General features: G+C 38.8%; 13 protein-coding genes and 2 pseudogenes. 4 read left to right on the forward strand and 11 right to left on the reverse strand.

Features of this window, described 5'->3' with window-relative positions:
* Positions 1 to 154: 154 nt before the first annotated feature.
* A complete protein-coding gene (locus C1A12_RS14355; protein WP_101844688.1) occupies positions 155 to 340 on the reverse strand; it encodes a hypothetical protein in 186 nt (61 codons plus the stop codon).
* Positions 341 to 875: 535 nt separating this feature from the next.
* Between C1A12_RS14355 and arr the strand changes: the two genes are divergently transcribed.
* Positions 876 to 1,292: an NAD(+)--rifampin ADP-ribosyltransferase gene (gene arr / locus C1A12_RS14360; protein ID WP_101844690.1), complete on the forward strand. Its 417-nt coding sequence runs from the start codon at positions 876 to 878 to the stop codon at positions 1,290 to 1,292.
* A gap of 180 nt (positions 1,293 to 1,472) precedes the next feature.
* Here arr and C1A12_RS14365 read toward each other — a convergent pair whose 3' ends face one another.
* The 9 genes and pseudogenes from C1A12_RS14365 to C1A12_RS14400 all read right to left on the reverse strand — a co-directional run bounded on the left by C1A12_RS14365 (position 1,473) and on the right by C1A12_RS14400 (position 10,559).
* On the reverse strand, positions 1,473 to 2,606 hold the full coding sequence (locus C1A12_RS14365) for a zinc-dependent alcohol dehydrogenase (protein WP_101844692.1): 1,134 nt from the start codon (positions 2,604 to 2,606) through the stop codon (positions 1,473 to 1,475).
* A gap of 547 nt (positions 2,607 to 3,153) precedes the next feature.
* Positions 3,154 to 4,509: an aromatic acid/H+ symport family MFS transporter gene (locus C1A12_RS14370; protein ID WP_101844694.1), complete on the reverse strand. Its 1,356-nt coding sequence runs from the start codon at positions 4,507 to 4,509 to the stop codon at positions 3,154 to 3,156.
* 66 nt (positions 4,510 to 4,575) lie between these two features.
* A complete protein-coding gene (locus tag C1A12_RS14375) occupies positions 4,576 to 4,869 on the reverse strand; it encodes a Dabb family protein (RefSeq protein ID WP_101844696.1) in 294 nt (97 codons plus the stop codon).
* A 10-nt stretch (positions 4,870 to 4,879) separates the two neighbouring features.
* Positions 4,880 to 6,130 carry a flavin-dependent oxidoreductase gene (locus C1A12_RS14380; RefSeq protein ID WP_101844698.1) on the reverse strand — a complete coding sequence of 417 codons (1,251 nt, stop codon included), beginning with the start codon at positions 6,128 to 6,130 and terminating at the stop codon, positions 4,880 to 4,882.
* A 391-nt stretch (positions 6,131 to 6,521) separates the two neighbouring features.
* Positions 6,522 to 8,135: an ABC transporter permease gene (locus tag C1A12_RS14385; protein WP_101844700.1), complete on the reverse strand. Its 1,614-nt coding sequence runs from the start codon at positions 8,133 to 8,135 to the stop codon at positions 6,522 to 6,524.
* Between the two features lie 25 nt (positions 8,136 to 8,160).
* Positions 8,161 to 9,042, reverse strand: a complete 882-nt coding sequence (locus C1A12_RS14390) for an ABC transporter ATP-binding protein (protein ID WP_101844702.1) — start codon at positions 9,040 to 9,042, stop codon at positions 8,161 to 8,163.
* 60 nt (positions 9,043 to 9,102) lie between these two features.
* Positions 9,103 to 9,438 carry a hypothetical protein gene (locus C1A12_RS21415; RefSeq protein ID WP_235001602.1) on the reverse strand — a complete coding sequence of 112 codons (336 nt, stop codon included), beginning with the start codon at positions 9,436 to 9,438 and terminating at the stop codon, positions 9,103 to 9,105.
* A gap of 117 nt (positions 9,439 to 9,555) precedes the next feature.
* Positions 9,556 to 9,732 (reverse strand): annotated as a pseudogene (locus C1A12_RS21520) (TetR/AcrR family transcriptional regulator); the annotation flags it as partial.
* Between the two features lie 365 nt (positions 9,733 to 10,097).
* Entirely contained in the window at positions 10,098 to 10,559 is a 462-nt protein-coding gene (locus C1A12_RS14400) for a GNAT family N-acetyltransferase (RefSeq protein WP_101844706.1), read from the reverse strand.
* Positions 10,560 to 11,292: 733 nt separating this feature from the next.
* On the opposite strand from C1A12_RS14400, the gene C1A12_RS14410 reads away from it, so the two are divergent.
* The gene (locus C1A12_RS14410) at positions 11,293 to 11,754 is read left to right on the forward strand and encodes a CarD family transcriptional regulator (protein WP_145997053.1); all 462 of its coding nucleotides are present in this window, start codon (positions 11,293 to 11,295) and stop codon (positions 11,752 to 11,754) included.
* Positions 11,755 to 12,507: 753 nt separating this feature from the next.
* Positions 12,508 to 13,781 (forward strand): annotated as a pseudogene (locus C1A12_RS14415) (IS110 family transposase).
* Between the two features lie 117 nt (positions 13,782 to 13,898).
* On the opposite strand, the gene C1A12_RS14420 reads toward C1A12_RS14415, so the two are convergent.
* Positions 13,899 to 14,819 carry a DMT family transporter gene (locus C1A12_RS14420; RefSeq protein WP_101844710.1) on the reverse strand — a complete coding sequence of 307 codons (921 nt, stop codon included), beginning with the start codon at positions 14,817 to 14,819 and terminating at the stop codon, positions 13,899 to 13,901.
* Between the two features lie 169 nt (positions 14,820 to 14,988).
* Between C1A12_RS14420 and C1A12_RS14425 the strand changes: the two genes are divergently transcribed.
* Positions 14,989 to 16,431 (forward strand): PLP-dependent aminotransferase family protein, encoded by a 1,443-nt coding sequence (locus C1A12_RS14425; RefSeq protein ID WP_159462197.1) that lies wholly within the window; start codon positions 14,989 to 14,991, stop codon positions 16,429 to 16,431.
* Positions 16,432 to 16,514: the final 83 nt, after the last annotated feature.

Genomic DNA, 16,514 nt, shown 5'->3' on the forward strand with positions numbered 1-16,514 from the left:
TATTTATTCCAATAAAAAAGAAGCTGCCACAATAACTCCTGAATTTAAACTCTTGCACACGATTGTTTAACAGTTAGATTCGGGAAAATCATAGTAAGTAAATTCATCTAAAATAAAACGGTTTTGCATTTTCTTACTGTTATTATTGCAGATTTTATCCGTGTTCTTGATTGTTGTTTTCCGCCCCGGTGTTTGTCTTTCTCTTATTGAGCACATATATGGCATTACCAGCCACCACTAATGCAAACACGGACACATACCCTATCGCAAATATGAGGTTTAGTTCACCTCGGACGATAAAAATTGCAATAAAAGTTCCAAGAAGTGCCGCTAGTGCCATAACACTTAATCTCCACTCAGAATGTACGAGTTTCTTTTCTCTCTTAATTTTTTTATCACCCTTTCACTCTTCCTTTATTCATGGGCTATAGCACCATTGACTGAGTATGTTAGTTTTCGTTGCTTATAGAGGGGTTAGTAATTCCTAATTTAGAACTTCAACGAATTCCCTCATTCTCACTTACACATATTACATGTTAAAACTCATTTTCAAGATAATATTCATTTGAACTTAGTTGCGTCAGGAATACGCTGTTTATAAGGTTAAGTAAATTCATAAATAAAAGTCCCAGTTTCTCTATATTAAAATTGAGAAATTGGGACTTTAGTTGCTCTGTTAAAACGCCCGATTGTTTAACCTGCTTCTTTAAATACAAAACAATATGTCAGACCATAATATCCCCGGCAACCATAAACCGATCGCATTGTCTCTATCTACATTATACACCTAATTATAATTTATTTATAGACTACTCTTTCCATAATTCCTTTCCTATACTGTTATATACAAATCAAAAAATTAGAGGTGTACCCGTATGAATAACAAAAATGATGTTTTAGATGATGGTCCTTTCTTTCATGGTACTAAAGCAAAACTAAAAATCGGAGATCTATTAGTACCCCAACACTTATCAAATTACCAAGACAAAAATTCTAACTATATATATTTCACTGCAACTTTAGATGCTGCTAAATGGGGTGCAGAATTAGCAGCATCTAAGTCAAAAGAAAGAATTTATATTGTAGAACCAGTAGGTGATTTCGAAAATGACCCGAACTTAACTGACAAAAAATTCCCCGGAAACCCTACACGTTCTTATAGGTCAAAATCACCTTTGAAAATAATAGCTGAATTAGGCTCATGGGAAAGACATTCCGATGAAGAAATAAACCATATGCTTATATCTTTAAAAAAATTACGTGAACAAGGAAAAGCTGTAATAGACGATTAGCCTTTTACAGCTTTAAGTCATCACTTTAAAAACAAAAAATCAATTTACTTTTTACAATTGGTTTTCATTTTGGCACTGGAATGAACTTGATAGACCTTAAGCGTCGCCCCGAATAGTAAAACTCTGTAAAAGAAGCTTATTCAATCTTTGATTTTTTGGACATAAAGGTGTTCAAGTTCTCTAAGGCTTCAGCACCACTTTAATACAGTTATCTTCCTTTTTGTTGAAGATTTCATATCCATGAGCAGCATTCTCCAGGGGCATCTGATGAGTAATAATTTTTTTGGGGTTGATTTCGCCATTAATAATTTGTTTATAAAGAGGTTCCATAAAAGAACGCGCATGGGCCTGGCCCATTTTCAATTGAATGTTACGTGAAAAAAAAGCACCTAAAGGAAAGAGGTTATAATTTCCTCCGTATACTCCTGTGATTTGAACGGTTCCGCACTTCTTTACAGCTTTTGTTGCTATTTGAATGGGGCCAAGCGTTCCACCCTGCAGTTTCATTTTTTGTTCGACGAATTCCAAAGGGGATTTCTTGCCGTCCATACCTACACAGTCAATGACGATGTCGGCGCCACCCTTCGTGATTTCCTTCAACGTTTCACCCATATCTGGATATTGCGTGAAGTCAAAGACTTCTGTTTGATTCACTCTTTTCGAATGAAGCAAGCGATTTTCGATATAATCAACAGCAATAACCCGCTCAGCTCCCTTTTGCCAGGCAAACTGCTGTGCCATCAAACCGATCGGACCACAGCCAAGAACGATCACTGTATCTCCTGATTTTACGCCGGCATTTTCTACACTCCAGTAGGCTGTCGGCAGGACGTCTGAGAGAAACAGAAGAGACTCATCCTCTAATTCACAGGACTCCGGAATTATAAACGGTGTATAATTTCCAAAAGGTACGCGTAAATACTCAGCCTGACCTCCCGGATGATCTCCGAATTTCTCACTATATCCAAAATACCCTCCAGAATCATAATGGGGGTTCGCATGATCACACTGACTTTCACGATGAGAATTGCAATATAGACACTGCCCGCAAGCTACTGTAAAGGGAATGACCACCCTATCCCCTTTCTTTAGCTTGCTTACTTTAGGGCCGATTTCCTCCACAATCCCCATTGGTTCATGACCAATGACATAACCGATTGGAAGAGGAAAGTTCCCCTGATACAAATGCAAATCCGATCCGCATATCGCAGTGGAAGTAATCCGTATAATCACATCTTCTTCATGTTCTATTTTGGGAAAGGGAACCTGTTTGACTGCTATCGATTTTTTTCCTTGATACGTAACTGCTTTCATTATTAACTCACCTCTATTTATACTTAACCCTAATAGTGTGAACTTTTTTGAAGTGTTCATTCAGTTAAATTATCCAGGCTATTCTAAAAACGTACAGCATTCCAGCTAAAGTTATCGGGACAGATCGCATTATCAGCCCAAGTTCCATGAAGAGCCGAAAACGAAATACCTTTTAGTGTGCTTTTATTTACCATCGATTACTTTAATTGAATGGCTTCACATTGCCCATCACTGATACCCGTAAGTATCCCCTTCATCCCCGCTTAATTATAGGAAGGTTTCTGTTTTGGCAAATGTGCTGGAAGTCCGCCTAATCATTCATCCTACACTCTTGGGCCCAGAAAAATAACTATATTTTTCCTTTCTCTACTTGTTAAGTAAGTATTCCTTCGAGTTAAGGAATTCAATCACTGAGACAGGGCGCCGTATGCTCGAGTTAGGGAGGAGGTCTTCTAATTAGAGCAGGAACAGAGTCCAGATTTATTGTTAAGCAATAAAAAACAAGCTGGGCAGTAGTAACCCAGCTTGTTCGTTTTAAATACTATGATCATACAACTTCTTTCGTTTTATCATCCCCATCATACGATTCACCTTCTCTGTTATAATGAGCATGTTTTTCCTGAACAAACAAAATCGCTACACCCCCGAGAACGGCGGCCATGGCGATCACTGTAAAATTCACCTGGGAAGACATGTTCATTGTCAGTAGAATACCGACAAACGTTGGGGCAAAGATGCCGCCTACCCTCCCAAATGCCATTGCGGCTCCGACCCCGGTGGAACGCATGGAAGGCGGATAGTATTGTGAAACAAAGGCATTGCTGATATTCTGGACACCAACCGATGCAGCCCCGATCATCCCTATTAACAGATAAGCCAATATAATATTCTGTGTCAAACCGATACTCGCCAGTGCCACAGCCCCGATAATATAAAGCGGAACCATAACTTTTTTAAAGCCCCACTTGTCCGCCAGCCTTCCAAAAATAATCGTACCGACGATGGCACCGACATTCATCATAGCGACGAACACTAAACTAGAGCTCAAACTATATCCCGCTTCGATCATCAATTTCGGCAGCCAGGTATTCATCGCATAAATAAGCACAAAACAGGAAAAGCAGGAGATCCAGAACATAATCGTGCTGATGGCACGTTTCTTTTCAAAAAGTTTCACCAATGGAAGTCCTTTTCTTGCAGGCTCAGGTTTCTCAAAGGTAGTTCTGTCATCTAGTGTAGTTTCCGGATCGATTCTTTGCAGGAGCTCCCTTAATTTCTCTTCCTTCCCTTTGGCTAACAAGAAGCTTGCTGATTCTGGAAGACTTTTTGCGATAAAAGGGATCAGCAATAAGGGAAGACCTGCGATCCAGAAAATCGGCTGCCAGCCAAGCGCAGGCAAAATGGATTTACTGAACAATGCAGCCGCAATGGCTCCGATCGAGTACCCACAAAAAATAAAAGAAACCATCGCAGCCCTAATTTTTTTCGGAGCATATTCAGTGGAGAGTGCGATTACGTTCGGCATAACTCCCCCAAGTCCCAGTCCCGCAATCACTCGGAATACCGTAAACATCGTCGGTCCTGCAGCAAATGCCGACAGGGCGGTGAACAAACTGAAAAGGACGGTACATAGCAGGATGACATTCTTTCGGCCCAGTTTATCTGCCAATAATCCGAAAAGTACAGCACCGACAGCCGTGCCGGCAGCAGTGTAGCTTCCAATGGCTCCTGCTGTTACGGAAGATATGTTCCACTCTTCTATTAAGGAAGGGACAACCGAGCCATAAATGACAACATCATACCCATCCATAAGAATGATGAAGAAGCACCAGAAAATAATAGAAAAATGGAAGGAACGAAAGCGACTGTTATCAATAATTTGTTCTGGATGAACAGCTTTCATAAAAATCCCCCTGCGAAATTTTAAATTAACGCGTTCAAGCACTAAAGCTTAAGATTAAAAATAAGATTAGATTTCAAAATCCACAATAATACTGTCTTCGAGACCGATATTTTTCAAATAAGAAACAATTTCCTGATGGGCGGGATGCGGTCCATAATTTTCCAGGGAATCCCTGTCCTTGAAGCGCACCGTCAGTCCGACATCATAGCCCTGGCTGCGACTGGAAAAATTAATGCCCTGCTGAATATCCACGATTCCCGGGATTATGTTCTTCAGCCGCAGTGTCCTGCGAATCAGCTCCTGCTTCTGTTCAGTTGTTGTTTCATGAGAAAACTTAACTAATACAATGTGTTCTATCATAGCTGCACTCCTATTTACTATTCAATGTCTCCCGATCGAAGCCGGCAAGCTTTTTATATTTATTAGCAACTTCCGCTAGCTCATCATACGAAATCACATCTTCCAATTTATCAAAACCTTCAGGCGCCCGATCTTCGACCATCTGCATAACAACTTCAGGCCCGTTCTGCCGATTAGTCCGAACGATATTGGCTGTTGGTTCCAGTCTTGCTTGTTCATATGCTCGCAAAGCAGCTTCTGTATTCGGCTCTTCTGCAAGGGTTTGGGCTAAAGCATCAGCATCAAGAATCGCCTGCGATGCACCATTCGACCCAATCGGATACATCGGGTGAGCAGCATCTCCAAGCAGCGTTACACGTCCGAATGTCCAACGAGGTACCGGATCACGGTCAACCATCGGGAATTCATAAACAGCATCTGTTTCTTCAATCAACCGAGGAACATTCAGCCAGCCAAAATCCCAGCCAGCAAAATGAGGAGCAAATTTTTCTTTATCTATTTCCATGTTCCAATCTGCCCGTGAAATCAATCCCTCATCCACTTTCAGTTCAGCAATCCAGTTGACAAGAGACCGCCCTTTTTCATTTACCTTCGGACATACAGGATAGGCAACAAATTTTTGATCCTGGTAACCAGCCATAATCATCGACTTACCCGTCATAAAGGGAGTGGATTCTGTCATACCACGCCATAAAATCCTGCCACTGAATTTCGGCTCTCCTTCATTTGGATAATAAAATTTACGGACAGCCGAATGGATGCCATCTGCTGCGATCATTGTATCGGCGCTATAAGTACCTGCATGTTCCCCTGTTTTTTTATTTTTAAAATGAGCGGTTACCTTGTCACCGAACATTTGAAATGAAGTCAAGTGGTGTCCGGTATAAACGGCATTCTCACCTATCCGTTCTTTAACAGCGTTCAGCAAAATCATTTGCAGTCGGCCGCGATGGATCGAATATTGAGGCCAATGATAGCCGGCATTCAGCCCTCGGCCCTCCTGCCAAATCTTCTTGCCAAACTTATTGACGTACATAAGTTCGGCAGTCGGAAGACCTTCCTTTTTAAGCTCATCATCCAGGTCCAGTTCTGTCAGAACCTTCACCGCATGAGGTAAAAGGTTAATTCCAACCCCTAACGCTTTAATCGTTTCTACACTTTCAAAGACACGCACTGACACGCCAACGCGGTGAAGCTTAAGAGCCGCAACAAGCCCGCCTATCCCCCCGCCGACGATTATCGCCGTCCTAGTATCAGACATCTCGAATCCTCCCTGATAAAAATTAATAATATTATATTTTTTCTAACAATTTAATCTGTTTTACTATTATTACATAAAAAATCGAGATTTCAATATTAAATTTACATGCAGTGAAAACTCGGCAAAGTCAGCTCCTAGCGTTAAGTCAGAATATGCTTCCCGTAAGCGTAAAGGTGAAATCTATTATTTCATTGAGTCAACAGTATAGAAAAAAGGTAACTACATTTTTTCCTCGTCTTTTTTGTAAAGTATGTTGAAAGGTAAGTGTCCTTTTAGAAGTTAGGAAAAGCGACTATCTATAATTAGATAATCGCTTCTTAAATGGAAACGTTCGTTTGGCCCGTTACATAGATCATGGAGTTAATTAGTTTTCAAGGTTTCCCTGACAAGATTAAGCCCCTTCAACCAAATCCCGTCGATTATAACCAAGGAAACCAGTTACTATCAAAGCAATGCTTATTACGCTTATTGTCAGGAAAGTTACCGTATCAAAATCTTCTAACGGTAATCGAGGTATCCAGCTTTGGATGGCTGTTTTTGAAAACCACTCTGGCAAGTCTAATATACCTCCAAAGTAGTTTATCAAGAAGGAGTAGGCAAGATAAACATACACCACTTTACCTAACTTTGGGGCCCAGCCAAGAGCTAATGCCGCCATGCCAGTAAAGAACAATACGGACGGTAAGAAATTGAAGCCAGCAGCAAGAAAGTCAATCATATCCATCGTTGACTTATCTCCCATGGTTGTGATCGCTGTGCCCCCAAGAGTGCCCGCAGCTAATAAAATTCCTATCAGACCGGAAACCATGGCTAAACCAATACTGGTCCAATAGAACCGGCTGCGGGTAACTCTTGTGGCATAAAGCTGACTTAAGCGTGATCGGTTTTCTTCAGCAAAAAGTTTATTTACAAGAACAATTGGTAAAATGGAAACTAACCCGATCATGACCATCATAATCGTGCCAGTGAATGATTCTTCAATTGAGGCTCCAGAATGCGAAAACATCTGCTGCACGATTTCATTACTCTCAAGAAAGGTTTGCATATCTCCATAGATGGAGCCATAGGCTGCACCCATCACAACAAAGGTAATCAACCAGCTAATCATTACACCTTTGTTAATCTTTATTAATAAACCGCGGACAGACAATAAGGATTTCCTGGCACTTTCCCGTCCTTGTCTTTCAGGGAGATAGCCAGCTCCCATATCGCGAGCCCCTTCAAGTGCAAAAGCAACGGCCATCATGATTAAACTAAAACTCAATGCAAAAATAAGTGGGATCCAGTTATTTTCTGTAAAAGGATAAGTCAAATAGGTCCAGCCCATAGGATTAATCATGGACAGATCCACATTGGAGACATCTGTTCCGGCACGACTAATATAAAGAAGTCCTATTATCCCAAGTGCTGAACCTGTTGCACCTGAGGAAGCAGGCATGATCTGTGCCATAACCAGAGCAATTCCGGCACCGATAACCCCGGCCATTCCGATGGAAGCTCCGAACAAAAAGGAGCCTTCAACAGTAATCGTTTCAGCCCCAAAATTTAACATTACACCGCTAATAAAAAGGGCCAATAAAACATTAATAAATACAACTTCTACCATTGTGGCAAGGGAATTTGCTTGACGTCCTATTCGAAAGGAGCGCACGATTTCAGTCAACCCGCGATCCTCCTCTTTACGAGTATGGCTTACTACGTGTAAAACAGCGATGACCATTGCAAATAAACCACAAAACAGTAGCATTTCATGTGAATACATAGCTCCTAAAGTATACTCACCAGCTGTTTCAACTGGCGTAGGCCCTACCATGGCGATCATAGCAGGATTTTGCAAAGTTTCGTACATCCCAATCAAGCCCTGACCTTTTGCGATTTCTTGAAAAGCTGGAACATAGGCAGCTGAAAATAAGCCGAGTCCTATAACCCAAACCATCATTTTCTTCCAATCACGTTTTAGGTAAAGCAGAAACAGGGTATTCCAGCCCGCAAATTTTTCCTTCATCGTCGTTCAACCTCCTTTCAAACAGCTATCCTTCATAATGACGCATAAACAAATCTTCAAGAGTCGGCGGAACAGATTCAAATTTCATGACTCCCAGTTTGCTTGCTTCTCTTAAAATATCATCAAGGTATTTATGATCAGCAGAAAATGTTGCATGGTTATCTTTTTGTTCGAAATCAAATACTCCATTTACATTGGCCATTTCTGACACATCGCCTTCTGTTGCTAAAGTTATGGTAGAACGAGTCAAGTGGCGTAATTCTTCCAGACTGCCTGATTCCACAATCTCACCCTGGCGAATGATGACTACCCTGTCGGCCAAGCGCTCTACTTCACTCAAAATATGAGAGGATAACAGGATGGATTTACCTGCTCCTTTGATTTTTTCTACTTCTTCTTGAAAAATGGCCTCCATTAAAGGATCCAGTCCAGATGTCGGTTCATCGAAAATATATAAATCCGAATCAGCAGCTAATGCTGCAATTAATCCAACCTTTTGACGATTCCCTTTCGAATACCCCTTAGCTTTTTTCTTCGGGTCCAACTCAAAACGTTTGATTAAATCGTCGCGTTTTTGTTTATCTCCGCCGCCGTGCAATTTAAGGAACAAATCGATAATCTCGCCACCGGTCAGGTTTTCCCACAGTGTGACATCACCTGGAACGTATGAAATACGCTTATGAATTTCAAGGCTGTCTTTCCAAGCATCCTTACCGAATATTTCTGCAATACCGGCATCTCGTTTAATAATCCCCAGCAGGATACGAATCGTCGAAGATTTTCCAGCCCCATTGGGACCAATAAAACCGACCACTTCTCCAGCGTTCACCTTAAATGTCACGTCACTTAATGCCTGAAACTTACCGAATGTTTTTTGTAAACCCTGGATATTCACAATTTCCGACATAACACGAACACTCCTTTTATTAAAGTGAAGTTAAAACTTCCCTATGAAAGCATGATATCTTTATTTATAAAAGCTCAACTTCAGTATTTCAGCATAGCTTTGCCAGTCTTTAAGATATTGCTCTCCAAATTCAATCATGTTTTCAAAGGTATCGATCTGCTGGATGGCTTTATCACCAAATCCAAACATGGTCCAATTGAGGATTTCAATGGCCTTTTCAACATCGATCTCTTCACGGAACTTGGAGTAATCAATATTTTGATAGATCAGCTTCGTGCCTCGCTCATAGATGGCATCAACTTTATTCTTAACAACTTCTTTTACTTCAGGCGATTCCTCCTGGATCGAATTAGTCAGAAAATCAAATACGTGAGGATATTTTTTGTGAATATACAATTTCTGCATTCCAATATTTTCAAGTCTTTTAAAGAGATCGGTTTCAGTTAAATCAATCTGTTCATAAAGCTGCTCGATAATTTGTACACTGTAATCGATTAAATATACGTAAAGATCTTTCTTGCTATTAAAATAATTAAATAACGATCCTTTAGAAATTTTTGCTTCCTTTACGATGTCGTTTGTGGATGCTTTATCGAAACCATTTTGAACAAATTCCTTTATGGCCGCGTTAATAATCAGTTCTTTTTTCTCACCATTTAATTTATGAAAATTTGAATTAATGACTGTAATCTCCTTCCAGTGATTATTTGACCAATTTGGTCATTTTAATAATAGCATTAATGACCACGTTGGTCAACGAAATATATAGGCGGTCAGCTGCTTTTTAATGAGCTCAATTCTTACAACCAATATTAAAAGAATCCATTTTCAAACAAAAAATGGATTCTTTCTGAAGTACTATATAATTTTCTTTAACAAACTTGCTGATCTCATAAGCTGACCATCTGAAGAGCAACTATTAAATCATTTAATTCCCTTACCCCTATCTAAAGTTTAAATAGCAAAGAGATTATCGCCTGCTGGAAAGCCGCTCCCCTACTTATACGCAAAATCAAGTTTTTCAGCCAATCCCCCTAGAAGAAATTAGAGTGATGTTAAATGTAACCTTTCATCCTCATAACCTTTCCTTCCACTTCTAACCCCACTTCTCTCATTCCGATTTTGTGATAAAAATTTATGGCAGAAGTATTTGTTATAGAAACTCTTAGATGGTAGTCACTTACATGATGCTCTTTAAAGAATTTGATTGCATATTCATTTAATTCTTTCCCCTTACCTTTTCCACGCATTTCAGGGATTAAATAATACAAATGAACATAGCCAATCATTTTTCCTTCATATTCCCGTATTGATAATTCCAATTGTCCAATGTATCTTTTATCTTCTTCAACTAAAACAAAACCCCCGGGGAAATCGTTTGTTTTTTGTTCCAGCCAATTAATATAATCCAGTTTTTCAAAGTTTGACATCTTCCCAAAACTGACTTTAAATGAATCTTTTCTGAATTCCACCACTTGATCGCGGTGCTTATCAATATCAATTGTTTCAAAGTGCAACTCATCACCTCCGCCTTACTTATTTAGACATGAAAGGATAGGGTGCTACCACTGGTTGAATTTAAGAACCACTGTTAATTGATTGAAGTATCGATATTAAACTAAATGACAACTTCAGCATCTTGTTTATTTAGATCCCCATTTTGAATATATATAATAGTTTAAGGTTCCTTTAATTAGGAACAGGGGCTTTAGTGGAGACAACTTTTAGATGTCTTTATTTACGATTACATTGCCGTTTTCATCTAACAACAGAGTAAGGCCGCTGCCCCAAATATAAAAATCAATAAACTCAGGGCAAATGAAATATATACTATTTGTATGATTACGTACATTCAAAAGTTGAAAGTTTATGTTGTGTTTTAGTTTTTTCTAGATGCCGTAAATAGAAAGTGGAGCTAATAAGTATCACGCTAGAAATGGAATTCTGCAAAATGATTAATCTTATCTACTCCTTCCTTAGCTATTTAAGTAAACTGCCACTTTAGTAAAAAAGCGATCGTCTCCCTTTAGTTCGTTATGACTTTAAAGAATACAGACTGATCAGCAACCAATAGTTAAATGTATAGTTTCCTGAAACCACTGTTTCCCGACAAGATTACAAGTGTGTATGAGTTCTAATTTCAAGAAAAATAATTGATTGTTATTACTTCATTATGTTATCATTAAAATTTTGTTAAAAACATTATGTGTGTTAAGCTTAATAAGGTAGACACATACGGAGGTGGATTTTTTGTTTCAAGTTGGCGATAACATTGTTTATCCAGTGCACGGAGTAGGTATCATTAAAGCCATAGAAGAAAAGGAAATCTCAGGAAAAAAACAAGAGTATTATGTCATAAAAATGGTAATCAGTAATATGCAAGTGATGATTCCTACGGGGAAAATATTGAGTTCAAGTATACGTCCAATTACTGACATAAAGGCATTAAAACACATTATCCATATTTTTCAGGATGTAGAAACAGATAGAGTACTGTCGTGGAAACAAAGATTTAAAGTGAACACAGACAAAATAAAAACAGGTAACATACTAGAAAGTGCTGAAGTTGTACGTGATTTAAAACGTATGAAGAAAAACAAAGCACTGAACACAAGCGAAAAAAAAATGTTTGATACCGCACATGAATTTTTGATTAGTGAACTGAAATTAATTAGAGGGATCACTGAAAAGCAAATAAAAATCTTCAGTTAAAGGGAATTATAGTCTTGAAATATCCAGAGTCTTTCGGGGATATGATAACTAGTAAAGGAAATCCAGGATCGTGTTATACGTTATTAAGCTGCAACGGTTGTAAAATCGCCGCAGCTTTTTGATGTGAATTCATTATCTTCTTCTCACCTTTTCACACTACATGACTATAACAAAAGCGATTACTTTAAAAACGTATGCAAGAAACCCTTCCTTCTCCTTCCGACATTGCCCTCCTCATAAACATTTCCTCCCCCTTATTAGAAGAAAAGAAAACACCTGTCCATGCAGGCATGCTGCCTAAAGAGCTTTATAACACCCCCGCCAAAATCGCCTTATTTTCTGGAAAAGGTTATGAAGTTCATAAGATATAACCTTATAATAGGAATTATCTCAGTCCCATATCGTTCCAAAAAAATATTCATATAACGATATGACTTCATATACAAAAACAGGAATACCAATGATTAGATTTTTTCATTAACGCCCCCTCGTATATTATTATTAACCAGATTTTTCTGGTTTTAAATCCATCATACCTTTAGCTGAAGGTATAATGGGGTTAAATCAGATTGAGGTTGTCGCTCTGCCCCCTTGAAGCATTGTCTTCGTGCTATAGACTGACACCTCTTTCTTTATAGAACTATTCGTATAAGCTGGATGGTACATAGTTGCCGCATATCGAACGAGGTTGAGTATCTATAAAGGTAAGAGGTTTCCTTTCATCTGATTAATATTATGTGGGTGGTATCGTTTATGATTTATCTTGGTATTGATATTGGAAAACGTCATCATGAAGCTGGATTAATCAATGAAAGTGGGAACCCTATTGGAAAAACCATTCGTTTTGCTAATTCCAAAAAGGGTAGTGAAAAGCTTCTGACATTCTTAAACCAACACCAGGTAACACCTGAAAATTGTGCTTGTGGGATGGAAGCTACGGGTCACTATTGGTTATCTCTCTTTTCTTTCCTTCATCAACTTGGATACAAAGTGACATCTTTCAACCCTATGCAATCGGACGCACTCCGTATTATATTCGAAAAACCAAAACAGATATTAAAGACGCGTACTTAATTGCTCAAGTGATTCGCATTGACTCTCCAGAAGCGACTCCATTCGTTCAAGAAGACCTCCTTCAACTTAGACACCTCGAGAGGCTGCGTTATGCATTGGTAGACCAAAGTTCAGACGTTAAGCGTAAAATCATTGCTTTACTAGATCAGGTTTTCCCTGAATATGAACAAGTGTTTTCTGATGTATTTGGACTATCTTCGACAGAAATTCTTTTAAACTTTACACTACCCGAAGACCTCTTGGACATCGATACAGACAAACTAGCCGATGTCCTTTATCGTGTCAGTAAAGGACGGTACGGGATTACAAGAGCTCGTTGGAAAGCTGAACAATTGAAAGAAAGTGCCCAAAATACCTTCGGTATTTCCATAGGTACAGAGGCATTTAAAATGCAAATCCATCTTCTCCTAGAACAAATAGCTCTATTTGAAAAACAATTGGCTCAAATAGAAAAAGAATTAAAGGAGCTCTCGGACCGACAACATCATTATTTAACAACCATAACAGGTGTAAATGATGTCACGGCGGCAGTCATTTTAGGTGAAGTTGGTTCCATTGACCGTTTCGAACATCCAAAACAATTAGTTGCCTTTGCAGGCCTGGATGCTTCCGTGCACCAATCCGGTGAGTTTAATGGATCTAAAACGAAGCTTTCCAAAAGAGGTTCCCCTTACCTTAGACGTGCTATATGGCAAGCAGCTTTCGTGGCTAGCTTTAAGGATCCTGCCCTATCCCTTTATTATCAAAAGCTACGAGAACGTGGGAAAGCTCACGGTACTGCGGTAGGGGCCGTAGCTCGTAAATTGACACACATTATATTTGCCATTTTAAGAGATCAAAAGCCCTATGTAACTCGCCCTCAAACCAATGATGATAAACCACTTTTTGCAGTTTTAATAATTACACGAGTGAGGTTTATTTGGTATGCAAAATTTTATTTAAGTGAGCGTTAAAAAGCTTCTACCTGGTTACTTGACATTTTATAGCTGGTCTTTTCTTTAAGACTCGGTTTCAAGATAATATTTGATTATTAAAGTTTTAATTCGATTTCTAAATCCTTTTCTATAACTTCAATAGTTTGCTGGCTTACTTACCTGTTTAGCATAAGACGTACCTTTTTCAACCTCTTTTTCTTTTATCGTAAATATAGTAGAAAGTGATACACCAATTAAAACAATAATACCTCCAACTATGGATAAAAGTGTAGGAATCTCTCCAATCCAAATCCACGAAATTACTATAGCTAATGCAGGTGTGAGGTATAAAGCACTTGTTGCTTCAGAAGCCCCTTGCTTTGCTGTTGCATAGGCAATTGCGAAATAAGGAATAACTGTCGGTAACAGACCTAGATAAATAACGGTCATTAAGCTTTCCATTGAAGCATCCTGAATGGCTCCGGTAATTCCGGGGGAAAAGAACAACATACATAACGTTCCGGCCCAAATGGTATAAGTAGTAAATGGCAAGAAACCATATTTTTTTAAATAATTCGATTGCAGCACAAAATAAAAACTCTCACCCAGAGCTGCAGTCAAAATGATCAGTACTCCCCATTCAAATTTGAATTCTCCAGTTGACCCAAACGTTATAAGTGAAACTCCAAAAAATGCTATAACTGAGCCGATCCATCCATATTTACCAAAGTACTCTTTTAGAAAAAATCTTGCAAGTAAGGCAGAAAACAGTGGGGTCGTTGAAACAACCAAACTCGCCGTACCAGCATCCACGGTTTCTTCCCCTATACTTAAAAAAGTATGATAAACAGAGAACCCTAAAAATCCAAGGACCAGGATGGGCAGGATGTCCTTCGTGTCTGGTAGCCTCATTCTTGTGGCTAATGCAAAAATCAACAATCCTATTGATCCAATTAGCAGCCGCAACATAGACAGATGTAATGGTTGAAAAGAATCTAATCCGACTCTAATGGTTGGAAAAGCAGAAGCCCATAAAATGATTGCGATCGCGTACGCCAGTAAAACTCTAATATACATAAATCCACACTTCCTTTACAAAAAATAAAGAGAGGATTGGCCAAATTTGTTTTGCCTTCCTTTCCTTATAGGTCTTAGTGGTTCTTATGTTAGAGTAATTACTAAGAATTGGAATCAACCATTTCCTTTTAAAAGAGACCAACCAATTTCAGCAAGAGGATGAATGAAAATGAAAGATAAAAAGATTGAGAACAAATTAATGAATTCTTATAGAGATATTGTGGCCTTGATTGAGAGGAAAGTAGAGGCAGGTGAATGGTCAGCTGGAAGAAAACTCCCTACTCAACGGGAGCTGGCAGACGTATTTGATGTAAATAGAAGTACTGTTATTCACGCTTTAGATACTCTTAAAGGCAAAGGGATCATTGAATCAACCACTGGGAGTGGAACTTATATTTCCAGTAATTTTTCGTCCAACTTATCGAAAAACTTAATGAATTGGAACGATTTCTCCAAGTACAGCGTTCATCCAACGAATTACGATATCGTTAGGAGAATAAACAACCTAGAATTAGACAATTCACTCATACAATTAGGAAAAGGAGAGCTTCATCAAGAGCTTTTTCCCAAGGCAGCGTTTAATAAATCTCTTCGCTCCCTGGAAAATACTTATGATCAATATGGATATAACAATGGAACAGGAGACTATAGATTTCGACAGGCTATATCTACTTACTTAAATGAGCGAGGGATCTCTTCTTCTCCGAATACGATCTTACCCGTTTCCGGGGCTCTTCAGGCTCTACAGTTAATTACGCTAGGATTGTTACAACAGGGATCAACAGTTTACGCTCCATACATTTCTTATATACATTCGTTACATATCTTTAGAACGTCAGGGATGAGATTGAAGAGTATTCCATTTAGAAAGCAAACTCTTAATACAAATCATTTACGTGAAGATTTATATAGGAGCCAAAATTCATCTGTTTTATATATAAACCCCTCGTTTCAAAATCCTACGACTATAACTATGGATCTTAATAATCGGGAAGAGTTAGTTGAGCTCTCTAATGAATTCAAAATGCCCATCATAGAGGATGATATCTTTCGAGATCTATGGATTGATCAAAAGCCACTCCCTCCCATCGCATCTCTTGATAACAGTGGTCATACACTCTTAATTGGCAGTTTTTCCAAAACGATGGCTCCGACTTTAAGAATTGGCTGGATTTCGGGACCTGCCGATGTAATTGAAAAATTAAGTGATTTAAGGATGCAGCTAGATTATGGAACTAGCTTCCTGCCGCAACTTGCTGTCTACGATTTCCTTGAAACTGGAGGGTATGATCAGCATTTAGTATCTTTAAGAGAGAAATTACGCTACAGAAGAGATATGATGGTAGACCTACTTGAAAAGAATATTGGAGATTATGCTTCTTGGGAGATTCCAAAAGGAGGTATGTTTATTTGGGTGTTGTTTTCAGAAGACGTAAATGTTCGAAAGTTATTCTCTTCTCTAGTAGAAAGGGGCGTTCTTATAAACCCTGGTTTTGTTTATAGTTCTTACCCTAATCAATACGCTAGGTTTTCCTTTACTAGTTCTTCTTTGGAAGAAATGGAACGTGGAATAAAAATTATCGGTGAAGCTTTAAAACACCAAATCACTTAATTTTAGTGGATTGGTGTTTATAAACAAGAAATTATTATCATTAGCGGCCAAATATATCCCCCCCCTTTGTTTTTTTACTATTG

It is taken from the genome of Halobacillus sp. Marseille-P3879, from assembly GCF_900240285.1.
Taxonomy (GTDB): Bacteria; Bacillota; Bacilli; order Bacillales; family Halobacillaceae; genus Halobacillus_A.

Coding starts and splice junctions, on each gene's coding strand:
- C1A12_RS14355 (WP_101844688.1), bottom strand. CDS start 340: ATGGCACTAGCGGCACTTCTTGGAACTTTTATTGCAATTTTTATCGTC.
- arr (WP_101844690.1), top strand. CDS start 876: ATGAATAACAAAAATGATGTTTTAGATGATGGTCCTTTCTTTCATGGT.
- C1A12_RS14365 (WP_101844692.1), bottom strand. CDS start 2,606: ATGAAAGCAGTTACGTATCAAGGAAAAAAATCGATAGCAGTCAAACAG.
- C1A12_RS14370 (WP_101844694.1), bottom strand. CDS start 4,509: ATGAAAGCTGTTCATCCAGAACAAATTATTGATAACAGTCGCTTTCGT.
- C1A12_RS14375 (WP_101844696.1), bottom strand. CDS start 4,869: ATGATAGAACACATTGTATTAGTTAAGTTTTCTCATGAAACAACAACT.
- C1A12_RS14380 (WP_101844698.1), bottom strand. CDS start 6,130: ATGTCTGATACTAGGACGGCGATAATCGTCGGCGGGGGGATAGGCGGG.
- C1A12_RS14385 (WP_101844700.1), bottom strand. CDS start 8,135: ATGAAGGAAAAATTTGCGGGCTGGAATACCCTGTTTCTGCTTTACCTA.
- C1A12_RS14390 (WP_101844702.1), bottom strand. CDS start 9,042: ATGTCGGAAATTGTGAATATCCAGGGTTTACAAAAAACATTCGGTAAG.
- C1A12_RS14420 (WP_101844710.1), bottom strand. CDS start 14,819: ATGTATATTAGAGTTTTACTGGCGTACGCGATCGCAATCATTTTATGG.
- C1A12_RS14425 (WP_159462197.1), top strand. CDS start 14,989: ATGAAAGATAAAAAGATTGAGAACAAATTAATGAATTCTTATAGAGAT.